Consider the following 12,342-nt stretch of genomic DNA (forward strand, 5'->3'; position numbering starts at 1 on the left):
CACCCACCCGGTCGCACCACCGTCGGTCGCGATCGGTTCGTCCCTGCCCCGAGGGAGTGCCATGTCCGTCCATGCGTTCAACCCTGCCCAGAACGGCCGGCCCGGGCTCACCGTCGTGCCCGACCACACCGAGGAGCGGACCGTCGACGCCGCCGTGTTCCGCTCGGTCTTCCGCCGGCACGCCGCCGGTGTCGTGGTGATCACCGCCGACGCCGGCCACGGCCCGGTCGGCTTCACCGCGACCTCGCTCGTCTCGGTCAGCCTGCTGCCGCCGCTGGTGTCGTTCTCGCTCGCCACCTCCGCGTCCAGCTGGCCGGCCATCAGCAGCACCGGCAGCCTGGTGATCAACTTCCTGGACGCCGGCCAGCGCGACCTGGCCGGCCGGTTCGCCACCAGCGGGATCGACCGGTTCGCCGAGCCGACCCGCTGGTCCCGGCTGGGCACCGGCGAACCCGTCCTGGACGACGCCCCGAGCTTCCTGCGGGCCCAGGTCGAGCACCGGTTCGCGGTCGGCGAGAACCACATCGTCGTGGCCCGGCTCGCCGGCCACGCCGAACGCCGCGAGCACAGCCCGCTGCTCTACCACGACGGCCAGTACGTCACCACCGCCTGACACCCCTGACGCACGAAGGAGGGCACTCCGCCCATGCCTAAGAAATCACTCGTCGCCCTCGCCGGAGCCCTGGCAGCCGCCACGCTGCTCGCGGGCTGCGGTGGTGACGCCAACGCGGGTGCCGGTGGCCCGAAGCTGGCCCTCGACGCCGCGCTCCCGACCGAGGTCCCGGACGGCGTGAAGATCGTCGTCGGCGACCCGACCACCGAGAAGGCGCTGAAGCTTTCCGGCCAACTCGGCAAGGTGGACAAGTTCGTCCAGTTCGCCAACCTGAGTGGCGGTCCGCAGACCACCGAGGCGTTCCGGGCCAAGGCGCTCGACGTCGGTTCGGTCGCCGAGATCCCGCCGATCCACGCCACCTGGACCGGGCTGCAGGTCAAGATCGTCGCCTCGAAGTTCCGCCAGGACGCGCTGAACCACCCGATCTACGAGCTCGGCATCGCGCCCGGGGTCCAGGTAAAGACACTGCCGGACCTGAAGGGCAAGAAGGTCGCGTTCAGCCCCGGCCAGGCCCAGGGCGCGCTGGTCCTCAAGGTGCTGAAGAAAGCCGGTCTGACCAAGGAGGACGTCAAGCTGGTCGAGCTGCCCAGTACGGGTGACGTCTACTCCAGCGCGTTGTCGGCCAAGCAGGTCGACGTCGCCCCGATCGGCGGCGTCCAGATCAAGCGGTACCTGAGCAAGTACGGCAAGGACGGCGCCGCCACCATCCGGCACGGCATCCGCGACGACGCGGGTCACCTGTACGTCGCGACCGAGTCGCTGGAGGACGCCGGCAAGGCCGCCGCGATCCGTGCGTACGTCGCTGCCTGGGGCGTCGCCCAGGACTGGACCGACAAGCACCCGAAGGAATGGATCGACGGGTACTACGTGAAGGACCAGGGCCTGACCGCGGCCGACGGGCAGTGGCTCGTCGACAACGCCGGGCACCCGGACATCAGCGGGGACTGGAGTGCCGCGATCGAGCGGCAGCAGGAAACGATCGAGTTGCTGGCACAGGAGACCGGCAACGACGTGATCCAGGCCAAGGACCTCTACGACCTGCGGTTCCAGAGCGTCGCGCCCGACGCGATCAAGGCCGCCGGAGCGGGAGCAGCGAAATGAGCGGACAGACAGCGACCTTGTCCGGGGTGCGCGCCGAGCGCGAGCGCACCGTCGTCACCCAGCCGGTCCGGGCCCGCAAGCGGCTCGGTCCCGGCCGGCCGATCCGGTTCGGCGCCGCGATCGGACCCGCTCTGCTGCTGGTGATCTGGAGTATCGGATCCGCCGTCGGCTGGCTCGATCCACGGGTGCTCTCGGCACCGTGGACCGTCGTCACCACCGCCGGCGACCTGATCGCCGACGGCCGGCTGCAGTCCAACCTGCTCACCTCGACGCAGCGGGCCGTCGTCGGGCTCGGCCTGGGCGTCCTGCTCGGCACGGTGCTGGCGTTGCTGTCCGGCCTGAGCCGGATCGGCGAGGCGATCCTGGACGGGCCGATCCAGATCAAGCGGGCGATCCCGTCGCTGGCGTTGCTGCCGCTGCTGATCCTCTGGCTCGGCATCGGTGAGTCGATGAAGATCACCACGATCACCCTCGGCGTCTTCGTCCCGATCTACATCCACACCCACAACGGCCTGCGCACCATCGACAGCCGGTACGTCGAACTCGCGCAGACCGTCGGCCTGTCCCGGTCGGAGTTCATCCGCCGGGTGGTCCTGCCGGGCGCGCTGCCCGGGTTCCTGCTCGGCCTGCGGTTCGCGGTCACCGGGGCCTGGCTCTCGCTGGTCGTGGTCGAGCAGATCAACTCGACCAGCGGCATCGGCTACATGATGGAGCTGGCCCGGACCTACGGGCAGACGGACATCATCATCGTCGGCCTGGTCCTGTACGGCATCCTCGGCCTGCTCTCCGACGGCATCGTACGACTGGTTCAGAGGAGGGCCCTGTCATGGCGACGCACCCTGGCGGACTGACGACACTGGCTCCTGCGGTCGAGGTCCGTGACCTGGTCCGCTCCTACGACGGGCGGGCGGTCCTGGACCAGCTCGACCTGACCATCGCGCCGGGCGAGTTCGTCGCCCTGCTCGGCAAGAGCGGCTCGGGCAAATCCACCTTGCTGCGCGCGCTGGCCGGACTCGACCACGACGTCACCGGTACCGGCGAGCTGGCCGTCCCGGCGAACGTGTCGGTGGTCTTCCAGGACTCCCGGTTGTTGCCCTGGGCCCGTGTTCTCGACAACGTCGTGCTCGGGCTGTCCGGTGACGCGGCCGAGAAGGGGCGGCAGAGCCTGGCCGAGGTCGGGCTCGCCGGTCGCGAGAAGGCCTGGCCGAACGAGCTGTCCGGGGGCGAGCAGCAGCGCGTCGCCCTGGCCCGCTCACTGGTCCGCGAACCGGAGCTGCTGCTCGCGGACGAGCCGTTCGGCGCCCTGGACGCGTTGACCCGGCTGAAGATGCACGTCCTGTTGCGGAAACTCTGCGAGGCGCACCAGCCCGCGGTCCTGCTGGTCACCCACGACGTGGACGAGTCGATCGTGCTCGCCGACCGGGTGATCGTGCTGGACGAGGGCCGGATCGTCGCCGAGGAGCGGATCGAGCTGGCCGCTCCGCGCAGTCCCGCCGACCCCGGGTTCGCCGCGATCCGGGCCCGCCTTCTCGACGCTCTGGGAGTTTCGCTGTGACCAGACATCTGCACCTGAACGCGTTCCTGATGAGCACCGGGCACCACGAGGCGTCCTGGCGGCTGCCGGAGAGCAACCCGTTCGCGAACACCGAGGTCGAGCACTACCGGGAGCTGGCCCGGATCGCCGAACGGGCGAAGTTCGACTCGATCTTCTTCGCCGACTCCCCGGTCCTGCTCGGCGACATCGGCCGGCGGCCCGCGGGCTCGCTCGAACCCACGGTCCTGCTCACCGCGATCGCGGCCGCCACCTCCCGGATCGGCCTGATCGCGACCGCGTCCACGACGTACAACGAGCCGTTCAACCTGGCTCGCCGGTTCGCCAGTGTGGACCACGTCAGCGGTGGCCGGGCCGGGTGGAACGTGGTCACCACCGCGGGTCCCGAGGCGGCCCGGAACTTCAACCTATCCGACCAGCCCGCGCACGCGGAACGGTACGAGCGGGCGGCCGAGTTCCTGGAGATCGCCTTCAAGCTGTGGGACTCGTGGGAGGACGGTGCCGCGATCGCCGACAAGGCGGCCGGCGTCTGGGGCGACAACGAGCGGGTCCGGCCGATCGACCACCTCGGCCGGCACTTCCAGGTCCGCGGGCCGCTCAACCTGCCGCGGGCGCCCCAGGGGTACCCGTTGATCGTCCAGGCCGGCTCGTCCGAGGACGGGAAGGGCCTGGCCGCGCGGTACGCGGAGGCCGTGTTCACCGCGCAGCAGACGCTGGCGGACGCGCAGGCGTTCTACGCCGACCTGAAGGCCCGGACGTCCGCGCTCGGCCGGGACCCGGACGGGATCAAGATCCTGCCGGGCATCGTGCCGGTGATCGGGTCGACCGAGACCGAGGCGCTCGCGCTGGAACGCGAACTGGACGAGCTGATCAAGCCCGAGTACGCGCGGGCCCAGCTGGCCAGGACGTTGCGGGTGTCCCCGGACGACCTGCCGCTGGACCAGCAACTGCCGGCCGAGTTGCCGGACGAGGACGAAATCGAGGGCGCGAAGAGCCGGTACACGCTGATCGTCTCCCTGGCTCACCGGGAGAAGCTGACCGTGCGGGAGCTGATCGGCCGGCTGGGTGGTGGCCGCGGTCACCGTACCTTCAGCGGGACGCCGGAGCAGGTGGCGGACGCGATCCAGGACTGGTTCGACCAGGGTGCGGCCGACGGGTTCAACATCATGCCCGCGGTGCTGCCGTCGGGGTTGGTCGCGTTCGCGGAGCACGTGGTGCCGTTGCTGCAGGAGCGCGGGTTGTTCCGGCGGGAGTACGAGGGGACGACGTTGCGCGAGCACTACGGTCTCGCCCGCCCGGTGGGCCGGACGTCTTCGTTGCAGGAGGCAACTGCCTGACCTGGGTGAAGGAGCCCGGGACGGTGGCGGCCGTCCCGGGCCTTCTTCTGTTGGACCTCAGACCCGGACGACGAGTTTGCCGACGGCGGCGCCGTCCTCCATCACCCGGTGCGCCGCGCCGATCTCCTCCAGCGCGAAGACCCGGTCGATCCGGATCGGCAGCCGGCCCGCGGCCACCAGGTCGACGTACCGCTGGAACGCGTCGGCGGGCAGGTCCGAGCTCTCCCCGCCGTACGCGGTGAGCCGGACGCCGTTCGGGAGATAGCCGATCGGGTAGAAGTCGGGGATCGTCCACGCGTCGCTCAGCATGCCGGTGAAACAAACGGTGCCGTGGATCGCGGTCGCGCGCAAGGTGTCCGGCAGGGTGTTGGTGCCGACAAGCTCGAGGGCCGCGTAGACGCCTTCGGGCCGGATCGCGCGGACCTGGCCGGCGACGTCGCCGTCATCGACAAGAGGGTGGTCGACGCCGAGTTTCGCCAGCAGGGCAAGGCGATCCGGGTTCCGCGTCGTCGAGAGGACGGTGAGGCCGGCCTCCTTCGCGAGTACGGCCGCCGCGACGCCGATCGAGGACGTGCCGCCACGGACGAGCAACGTCTGGCCGGCCTGGATACCGAGGCCGGTGTGCAGCGATCCGTGGGCGGTCTGCAGCATTCGGGGAGGGCGCCGAGCGTGGCCCAGTCGAGCTCGGTACGGACCGGGATCACGGAGCCGGCCGGGACGACGACGTACTCGGCGTACCCGCCGTCGTACTCGCGGCCCATCCCGCCCATCATCGCGACCACCTGCTGTCCGGGCTCGAACTCGCCGCCGGGCGCGAGGTCGATCGTGCCGGTGGCCTCGATCCCGGGGATCACCGGGAACCGGGCGTTCGTCGCCAGGCCGGCCCGGAGGTGGTACTCGGACCGGTTCAGCCCGAAGGCCTCGACCTTGATCCGGACCCAGCCGGCCGGCGGGACGGGAATGGGCACCCGGGTGACGCGGAGTTCTTCGGGCGGAACGGGGCCGGTCAGGACGACGGCGCGCATCTCATTCACCGGTCCAGTTTGCCGGGTGGTTTCGTATTCCCCGCGCGGAGGCCGGGACCGGCTTTGTCCGCGCGTGAATCTTTTTCGCCTTCCGGGTTTATCGGCGGCCCCGGCTGCAATCGTTTTCCCGCGACTCGGCGTGGCTGGGTGACGCGGCCCCGGACCGACGTGCCAGAGTTGACCTCATGGCGAAACGCCCGAGCGTCATTGCTCATCGCGGCGCGAGTGAGAACAGTCCCGAGCACACCCTGGCGGCGTACCGGCGCGCTCTGGACGCCGGCGCGGACGGGTTCGAGTGCGACGTCCGGCTCACCTCCGACGGCCACCTGGTCTGCGTCCACGACCGCCGGATCGAGCGCACCTCGAACGGGACCGGCGTGCTGTCGACGATGAGCCTGGAGGAGCTCGACGCCTTCGACTGGGGCTCCTGGAAGCACCCGTGGGCCGACCTCGACGAGGAGGCCGACCTGCCCGACCCGGACGTCACCAAGGTGCTGACCCTGGAAACCCTGCTCGCCACCGTCCGCGACGCCGGCCGCCCGATCGAGCTGGCGATCGAGACCAAGCACCCGACCCGGTACGCCGGGCTGGTCGAACGCCGCCTGATCGAGGCGCTGGACCGCTTCGGCTGGGCCCATCCCCGGATCGGGACCGAGTCCCCGGCCCGGGTGATGTCGTTCTCCTGGCTCTCGCTCCGCCGCGTCCGCACGATGGCGCCGGGGCTGCGGACGGTCCTGCTGATGGACCGGGTGCCGCTGCGCTTCCGCGACGGCTCGCTCCCGACCGGCGTCTCGTACGCGGGTCCGAGCCTGGAGATCGTCACCGCCCACCCCGAGTACGTCGACCGAGCGCACAAGCACGGCCACCAGGTCCACGTCTGGACCGTCAACGCGGACGAGGACGTCCGGCACTGCCGCGACATCGGCGTGGACGCCATCATCAGCGACCGCCCGCAGCAGGCCCTGAAGACGCTCGCCGACCCCACTCCGGCCCTCCCGCTGGCCCTCCGCCGCCCCAGGACGGCCCGCCGCCCGCTCCGCCGCACTCCCCGCAAGCTTTAGGGCGCTGCAGCTTCCTGCAAGGTTCCGGGTCGGAGGTATAGGTGGGCCCGCGCTGGGGTACATCCCTCTCGGCCGTCCGGCCGGGCGGTCGTTCAGCCGCGGCCGGAGATCCACTGGAATGAGTCCGGTTGCGTGACGAGATGAATGCGACCGGTAATTTGCACGTTCGATTTCGTCCGGTTTGTCACGGTTTCTCTGCTAAACGTGTGATGTTTCATGCCGATCTGTAACGGAATAACGGCAGGTGTTTTCAATGCCTCGATCTTGGGCAGAACTGTCAGTGCTGTTCCGATGACCGAGGAGACCCTGCTTGTCCTCTGCGACCATGCCTGCTGATGTGAGCGTTGTGGATGTCGTCCTGCCGCACGAAGTGTCCGCGGTGGCGGATGCCCGTCGCCGCCTGGCCGGCTACCTCCAGCGCCTCCGGGTCGCCGAGAACGCTCGTGACGATGCGCAACTGGTCCTCTCCGAACTGTTGTCGAACGCGATCCGCTACGCCCCCGCACTCCCCACCGGCGAGGTCCGCGCCACCTGGTGGGTCGACAAGGCCGGGATCCACCTCGAGGTCACCGACGGCCGCGGCGACACGGAGCCGCAGCGGATCGCCGACGCGCACCCCGAGTCCATCGGCGGCCGCGGCCTGGCCATCGTCGACGTCCTGACCAGCGACTGGGGCATCCGTACCGGCACCACCCATCGCACGGTCTACGCGGTCATCCCGCGCTGACTAACGACCGGGTGGGGGTAGCTGCAAGACTGCGGTCATGGGAAAGAAGTCGCGCAACCGCGCCAAGAACACCTCCACCGTCACGCTCGACCCGGCCGACCTGGTCGATGTCGGGCCGCGGGAGCCCTGCCCCTGTGGTTCGGGCAAGCGGTTCAAGCAGTGCCACGGGCGGGAGCAGGCGCAGGCCGCGGACACTTTCGTGGTGCGGCCGTTCGAGGGGCTGCCGGCCGAGTGCGACCTGATCGCGTTCCGCGAGATCGTCCCGGCCGGGTCCGCCGAGGTGACGCTGACCGGCGAGCACGCGGGCAAGAAGGTCAATCTGGTCACCCTGCTGCCGATGGCGATGCCGGGCCTGGTCCGCGACGACGAGTCGATCTGGATCGGCCTGCAGACGCACGCCTCCACCGGCGACCCGAGTCGCGACGTCGGCCACGCGATCACCGCCGCGCTGACCACCGAGCCGGGCAACCCGATCCAGCTCGGTGACCTGCTGAAGGACGGTCCGCGGCTGCAGGACCTGATCGACACCAGCGAGCCGATCACCGTGAAGGTGCACGAGGGCTTCGACTTCTGGGTCGGCGAGAACGTCGAGGACCCGACCGGCGAGGTCGCCGCCGGCCTCGAACGCGCCAACGCCGCCGCCTCCCCGACGGTCCGCCTGGACTCGGTCGACGCGGCGTACTGGACCCAGATCGGCGACCGCCGGTACCTGCGCTGGGTGATGCCGCACGCCGAGGACACCCTGCTCGACGCGTTGGCCCGGCTGCACGCGGCCGGCGGCTCGGCCCTCACCGACGGCAGCCGCCTGATCGGCTCGTTCCGGGCCCTCGGGGTCCTTGCCCCGGTCTGGGAGCTCCCCGCCGACGCCGAGGCCGCCGACCTGGAGAAGCCGGCCGCCGACTTCGCCGCCGCCCTCGACAAGGCGCTCGCCACCGAAGCCCCGCTCAGCACCGAAGAGCGAGCCGCCCGAGCCGGCCTGGCCAGCCGCCAGCTCACCATCCGCTGAAACCAGTGGTCCCCTGCTGCAGACGGGCAGCAGGGGACCAGCTCTATCCCGCAGCGCTCAGACCTGGACCACAATTCGGTCCGCGGTGTTCTCGTGGGGAAGGACGTTGGCCCCCACGCCGTTGGGACCGAACACCTCGTAGATGGGGACGTACGCAGCTTTGTCTGCGTGCCAGTTGTACAGGATGATCTTTCGGGCCCGGACGGCCCGCATCGACGAGATCTTGTCCTTGTACCCGGCGGGCAGGAGGTACCCGCCGGTCGCGCGAACCACGTAGCGGTCGCCAGTGCCGTGGTAGCCGTCCCACAGGCAGCCGTAGGCGTCCGCGGGGCAGTCCCACGCCGCAGTCGTAGCGGCCTCGGCGGGCGTAAGTACTGCCGTGGCAGCAGCGACCGTCGCGAGTGCGGCGGTAGTTCTGGTCAGCGATTTCTTCATGGAGTCCCTTCGTCGGTGTCTGCCGGCAATAGTTGCCGTCGGCACTGTCATGGAACTGCCGCGGATCTGCCGCCAGGACCGATGCCTTCCCGGGTTGTTGCGGAGGGCCCGGATTACCAGCCGGTGGCCCAGCCGGTTCGGGCTTTGCCTCGACGGACTTTGGGCAGGGGCTGGTTGGTGCCCTGGCTGGTGGGGCGGAGCAGGGCCAGCCGGGCTTGGAGACGGGTGCGGCGGGTCGGCCAGTCCTTGTCGATGATCGAGTACATCGCGGAGTCGCGGAGGCGATCTTCCTCACCCGGGACCCAGGAGCGGGACCAGCTCCGCAGGGTGCCCTCGTAGGTGGCGCCGACGCTCTCGATGGCGGCGCGGGAGTGCAGGTTGCGGGCATCGGTCTTCAGTCGACGCGGGCGACACCCCACTGCTCGAAGGCGTGACTGAAGAGCAGGAGCTTCGCCTCGGCGTTCACCCCCGTCCGCTGCGCCGACGCCGCGAGCCAGGTGAACCCGACCTCGATCGCGCTCAGCCCGGTACCGTCCGGCCAGGGCCGCGGATCCCAGTACGCCGTCGCGCCGATCGCCCGTCCGGTGGCCGGGTCCACCTGCGCGTACGGGGCCAGTCGCCCGGTATCGGCCCGAGCGAGCTGGGCCGCGAGGTAGTCGTCGATCTCCTGGGCCGTCGGTACCCAGGTGTACCGGTAACTGCTCCGATCCTCCTCGGCCGCGACCGCGAGATCGGCCGCGTGCCGGTACTCCAACGGCTCCAGCCGCACGAACTCCCCCACCAGCACGGGTGCCGTCAACACGAACTCGCCGGCCATCCGAGCACCGCGGCCGTCGTACCGGGCCGGATCCGCCGTCACGGAGTCGCCGGGATCCTGCTCGGGTCGTGCCGGTGTCGGGGGGCCCGCGGTGGAAGGCGGGGGAGGTTCGCCGGAGCGCATGAGACGCACGGTCCTTTCGGGTCGCGGCTTGCCCGGTACTCGGCGTACCGGACCAGGTCATCACCCGGGGCACCCCACCCGCTGCTACGAGGGTTGCCGGCCAGCGAGCCGGGGCTTCGCGCTGGCGCTCTTGACCTGTCGCGGACCTTAGCACCGGATTCGCGCCGCGGCCCGTGGATTTCCTTCCGACTTCACCACACAACCGAGCCCCGGACCAGGGCGCGGCCGGAAATGCCGAAGGGCCCGCACGAGGTGCGGGCCCTTCGGAGGCCTGGGTTGGCCCCAGGAACGTGGACGGCCCAAGTCCTGCTGACGGGGGAGCAACAGGGCCTGGGCCTAGGCATGAAGACTACTCACAAGACGGGCCGGGGACAACCCCCGATTTCACTCCGTGTGTCGCAAGGCTTACTTCACTGTGAGTGATCGCGTTCCACGGGGTGGATCGAACGACGGTCGACAGAGCGTCATCGACCCGAGTCGGCCGACCTGGTGAGCGGGTCGCGAAGGATCGGGCAGGACATGCAGCGCGGGCCGCCGCGACCGGAGCCGAGCTCGGAGCCGGAGATCCGGATGACGTCGATCCCGGACTCCTCCAGGCGGGCGTTGGTCTCGACGGTCCGCTCGTAGGCGATGCAGACCCGCGGGGCCAGGGCGAGGGTGTTGTTGCCGTCGTCCCACTGCTCGCGTTCGGCCGTGACCGGGTCGAGGCCGGTGTCGATGCGACGGAGGGTGTCGATCTCGAGCGCCTTGGCCGCCGCCACCAGGAACGGCTCCGGCTCGGCCACGTGCAGCTGGTCGCCGTCGGTCGTGACGGCGAGGGCCCGCATCTCCTCGGCCATGTTCGGGTACATCAGCACGGCGTCGACGTCGACCATCGTGCAGACGGTGTCGAGGTGCATCGTGGCCCGCTGCTGGGCGATCGGGACGGCGAGGACGGTGTGGGCCAGGTCCTTCGCGAAGACCCGGCGGGCCAGTCGTTCGACGCCGGCCGGGGTGGTCCGCTCGCCGACACCGACCGCGAGGACGCCGGGGCCGAGGGCGAGCACGTCGCCGCCTTCCACGTGCTCGAGTTGGTGGTCGTACACCTTGTCGGCGCCGGTGAAGCGCGGGTGGAACCTGTAGATCAGCTCGGTCAGCTGGGTCTCGCGGGACCGGGCCGGCATCGCCAGCGACGTCACCGCCACCGAATCGCGGATCCACACGCTGGAGTCGCGGGTGAAGAGCAGGTTCGGCAGCGGGTCGATGAGGAAGTCTTCGTGGGCGAGCAGCGAGGTGACGAGCCCACCGGCCCGGACCTCGTCGTTCCGCACGCCGGCCATCAGCGCTTCGGCCAGCCCGGCCGGGTCCAGCGAACTCATCGCGGTGCGCAGGTAGTCGCGCAGGGTGTCGCCGAGCCGGAGGTCCTCGCCGGCGCCGTCGATCGCGGTCTGCCGGGCGGCGGGGTCGGCCAGGGCCTCGGTGAGCAACTCGCCGAGGTAGAGCACCTCGACCTCGCGCTCCCGCAGGGCCTGGGCGAACGCGTCGTGCTCCTCCTGTGCCCGGCCGACCCACGGGATGCCGTCGAACAGCAGCTTGTCGTTGTTGCGTGGGGTCAGCCGGCGGAGCTCGTTGCCCGGCCGGTGCAGCATCACCGTCCGCAGCGGGCCGACCTCGCTGTCGACGCCGTAGGCCTCAGTCATGCCCGTGCCCTCTCCGTTGAGTCGCTCTCACCAAGCTACGGCAGGCTCGCTCCGAACGCGCGGACCCGCACCAATCTGTCTGATTGTCCGACAATTTCGGGCGAACGCCAAACCGGTGCCGGACGGGTCGGCCGGCGCGGCGGAGACAGATCGGCCAGCTGGCCGATGTTCCGGACCCGGGGCCGGGAACAGGATGGTGCCCACGCCGACCAGGGCGTACCGAACCGGAGGAACCAGAATGACCCAGCAGAACGCCCGCACCGTCGTCGGCAACATCACCCTCTCGCTGGACGGGCGGGTCAACGGCGCCGGCGGCGACTTCGACATGACCTGGATCGTGCCGCACGCGATCACCGAGGGCGCGCGGGACCACATGACGAAGGTGACCAGCCCGGCTACCACCGCAGTGCTCGGGCGGAAGAACTTCGAGGGCTTCGGCGGCTTCTGGCCGGCCGTGGCCGACGACGAGAACGCGGCCCCGCAGGACCGGGCCTTCTCCCGCTGGCTGAACGAGGTGGACAAGGTGGTCTTCTCCTCGACGCTGACCGAGTCGCCGTGGCAGAACTCCCGGATCGTCGACGCCGACCCGGCCACCGTGGTCCGCGAGCTCCGGCAGCAGGAGGGCGGCGACATCGTCGTGCTGGCGAGCGGCAGCGTGATCAAGGCCCTGCTGGCCGCGGACGAGCTCGACCGGCTCAGCATCACCCTGGCCCCTGAACTGGTCGGCGGCGGCGACCGCCTGTTCGAGGACGGCCTCCCGGCGACGTCGTGGCGGCTCACCCACTCGGTGCCGACCGAGTCCGGCGCGCTCTGCCTCTACTACGACCGCGTCCGCTCCTGATCTTTCGTACGAAAGGACGAGATAT

At 70.4% G+C, this 12,342-nt stretch carries 14 protein-coding genes, 1 pseudogene and 1 riboswitch; of the genes and pseudogenes, 9 read left to right on the forward strand and 6 right to left on the reverse strand.

Annotated features, from left to right (window positions below; genetic code table 11):
- Positions 1-61 precede the first annotated feature (61 nt).
- The 5 genes from FB561_RS09200 to FB561_RS09220 are packed head-to-tail and all read left to right on the forward strand — an operon-like array spanning position 62 to position 4,603.
- Entirely contained in the window at positions 62-613 is a 552-nt protein-coding gene (locus FB561_RS09200) for a flavin reductase family protein (RefSeq protein ID WP_145805012.1), read from the forward strand.
- 33 nt (positions 614-646) lie between these two features.
- A complete protein-coding gene (locus FB561_RS09205) occupies positions 647-1,714 on the forward strand; it encodes an ABC transporter substrate-binding protein (protein ID WP_145805014.1) in 1,068 nt (355 codons plus the stop codon).
- Positions 1,711-2,565, forward strand: coding sequence for an ABC transporter permease (locus tag FB561_RS09210; RefSeq protein ID WP_145805016.1), 855 nt, complete (start codon positions 1,711-1,713; stop codon positions 2,563-2,565). Before FB561_RS09205 ends, FB561_RS09210 begins: the two co-directional genes overlap by 4 nt.
- On the forward strand, positions 2,541-3,269 hold the full coding sequence (locus FB561_RS09215; RefSeq protein ID WP_145805018.1) for an ABC transporter ATP-binding protein: 729 nt from the start codon (positions 2,541-2,543) through the stop codon (positions 3,267-3,269). Before FB561_RS09210 ends, FB561_RS09215 begins: the two co-directional genes overlap by 25 nt.
- A complete protein-coding gene (locus FB561_RS09220) occupies positions 3,266-4,603 on the forward strand; it encodes an LLM class flavin-dependent oxidoreductase (RefSeq protein ID WP_238334730.1) in 1,338 nt (445 codons plus the stop codon). Before FB561_RS09215 ends, FB561_RS09220 begins: the two co-directional genes overlap by 4 nt.
- A gap of 57 nt (positions 4,604-4,660) precedes the next feature.
- Here the strand turns inward: FB561_RS09220 and FB561_RS38190 are convergent, their stop codons facing one another.
- Positions 4,661-5,254, reverse strand: a complete 594-nt coding sequence (locus FB561_RS38190) for a zinc-binding dehydrogenase (protein WP_202880573.1) — start codon at positions 5,252-5,254, stop codon at positions 4,661-4,663.
- Positions 5,255-5,307: 53 nt separating this feature from the next.
- A pseudogene (locus FB561_RS39180) lies at positions 5,308-5,628 on the reverse strand (alcohol dehydrogenase catalytic domain-containing protein); the annotation flags it as partial.
- A 185-nt stretch (positions 5,629-5,813) separates the two neighbouring features.
- Between FB561_RS39180 and FB561_RS09230 the strand changes: the two are divergent.
- From FB561_RS09230 to FB561_RS09240, 3 genes are all read left to right on the forward strand, one after another.
- The gene (locus tag FB561_RS09230; RefSeq protein WP_145805020.1) at positions 5,814-6,689 is read left to right on the forward strand and encodes a glycerophosphodiester phosphodiesterase; all 876 of its coding nucleotides are present in this window, start codon (positions 5,814-5,816) and stop codon (positions 6,687-6,689) included.
- Positions 6,690-7,014: 325 nt separating this feature from the next.
- The gene (locus tag FB561_RS09235; protein ID WP_238334731.1) at positions 7,015-7,416 is read left to right on the forward strand and encodes an ATP-binding protein; all 402 of its coding nucleotides are present in this window, start codon (positions 7,015-7,017) and stop codon (positions 7,414-7,416) included.
- Positions 7,417-7,453: 37 nt separating this feature from the next.
- On the forward strand, positions 7,454-8,422 hold the full coding sequence (locus tag FB561_RS09240; protein WP_145805025.1) for a DUF5926 family protein: 969 nt from the start codon (positions 7,454-7,456) through the stop codon (positions 8,420-8,422).
- 57 nt (positions 8,423-8,479) lie between these two features.
- Here FB561_RS09240 and FB561_RS09245 read toward each other — a convergent pair whose 3' ends face one another.
- The 4 genes from FB561_RS09245 to FB561_RS09255 all read right to left on the reverse strand — a co-directional run bounded on the left by FB561_RS09245 (position 8,480) and on the right by FB561_RS09255 (position 11,476).
- Positions 8,480-8,857: a peptidase inhibitor family I36 protein gene (locus FB561_RS09245; protein WP_170284610.1), complete on the reverse strand. Its 378-nt coding sequence runs from the start codon at positions 8,855-8,857 to the stop codon at positions 8,480-8,482.
- Between the two features lie 113 nt (positions 8,858-8,970).
- Positions 8,971-9,276 (reverse strand): GNAT family N-acetyltransferase, encoded by a 306-nt coding sequence (locus tag FB561_RS38200; protein ID WP_202880574.1) that lies wholly within the window; start codon positions 9,274-9,276, stop codon positions 8,971-8,973.
- On the reverse strand, positions 9,252-9,716 hold the full coding sequence (locus FB561_RS38205) for a GNAT family N-acetyltransferase (protein WP_202880575.1): 465 nt from the start codon (positions 9,714-9,716) through the stop codon (positions 9,252-9,254). Before FB561_RS38205 ends, FB561_RS38200 begins: the two co-directional genes overlap by 25 nt.
- Before the next feature lie 100 nt (positions 9,717-9,816).
- A riboswitch (SAM riboswitch) is annotated at positions 9,817-9,933 on the reverse strand.
- Positions 9,934-10,261: 328 nt separating this feature from the next.
- Positions 10,262-11,476, reverse strand: coding sequence for an arginine deiminase (locus FB561_RS09255; protein WP_145805030.1), 1,215 nt, complete (start codon positions 11,474-11,476; stop codon positions 10,262-10,264).
- A 238-nt stretch (positions 11,477-11,714) separates the two neighbouring features.
- Here FB561_RS09255 and FB561_RS09260 point away from each other — a divergent pair, with 238 nt between their 5' ends.
- Positions 11,715-12,317 (forward strand): dihydrofolate reductase family protein, encoded by a 603-nt coding sequence (locus FB561_RS09260; RefSeq protein ID WP_145805032.1) that lies wholly within the window; start codon positions 11,715-11,717, stop codon positions 12,315-12,317.
- Positions 12,318-12,342: the final 25 nt, after the last annotated feature.

The organism is Kribbella amoyensis (genome assembly GCF_007828865.1).
Classification (GTDB): Bacteria; Actinomycetota; Actinomycetes; order Propionibacteriales; family Kribbellaceae; genus Kribbella; species Kribbella amoyensis.

What these genes read in the sequence shown, in the direction of transcription:
- FB561_RS09200 (WP_145805012.1), top strand. Translation starts at nt 62, where the DNA reads ATGTCCGTCCATGCGTTCAACCCTGCCCAGAACGGCCGGCCCGGGCTC.
- FB561_RS09205 (WP_145805014.1), top strand. Translation starts at nt 647, where the DNA reads ATGCCTAAGAAATCACTCGTCGCCCTCGCCGGAGCCCTGGCAGCCGCC.
- FB561_RS09210 (WP_145805016.1), top strand. Translation starts at nt 1,711, where the DNA reads ATGAGCGGACAGACAGCGACCTTGTCCGGGGTGCGCGCCGAGCGCGAG.
- FB561_RS09215 (WP_145805018.1), top strand. Translation starts at nt 2,541, where the DNA reads ATGGCGACGCACCCTGGCGGACTGACGACACTGGCTCCTGCGGTCGAG.
- FB561_RS38190 (WP_202880573.1), bottom strand. Translation starts at nt 5,254, where the DNA reads ATGCTGCAGACCGCCCACGGATCGCTGCACACCGGCCTCGGTATCCAG.
- FB561_RS09230 (WP_145805020.1), top strand. Translation starts at nt 5,814, where the DNA reads ATGGCGAAACGCCCGAGCGTCATTGCTCATCGCGGCGCGAGTGAGAAC.
- FB561_RS09235 (WP_238334731.1), top strand. Translation starts at nt 7,015, where the DNA reads ATGCCTGCTGATGTGAGCGTTGTGGATGTCGTCCTGCCGCACGAAGTG.
- FB561_RS09240 (WP_145805025.1), top strand. Translation starts at nt 7,454, where the DNA reads ATGGGAAAGAAGTCGCGCAACCGCGCCAAGAACACCTCCACCGTCACG.
- FB561_RS09245 (WP_170284610.1), bottom strand. Translation starts at nt 8,857, where the DNA reads ATGAAGAAATCGCTGACCAGAACTACCGCCGCACTCGCGACGGTCGCT.
- FB561_RS09255 (WP_145805030.1), bottom strand. Translation starts at nt 11,476, where the DNA reads ATGACTGAGGCCTACGGCGTCGACAGCGAGGTCGGCCCGCTGCGGACG.
- FB561_RS09260 (WP_145805032.1), top strand. Translation starts at nt 11,715, where the DNA reads ATGACCCAGCAGAACGCCCGCACCGTCGTCGGCAACATCACCCTCTCG.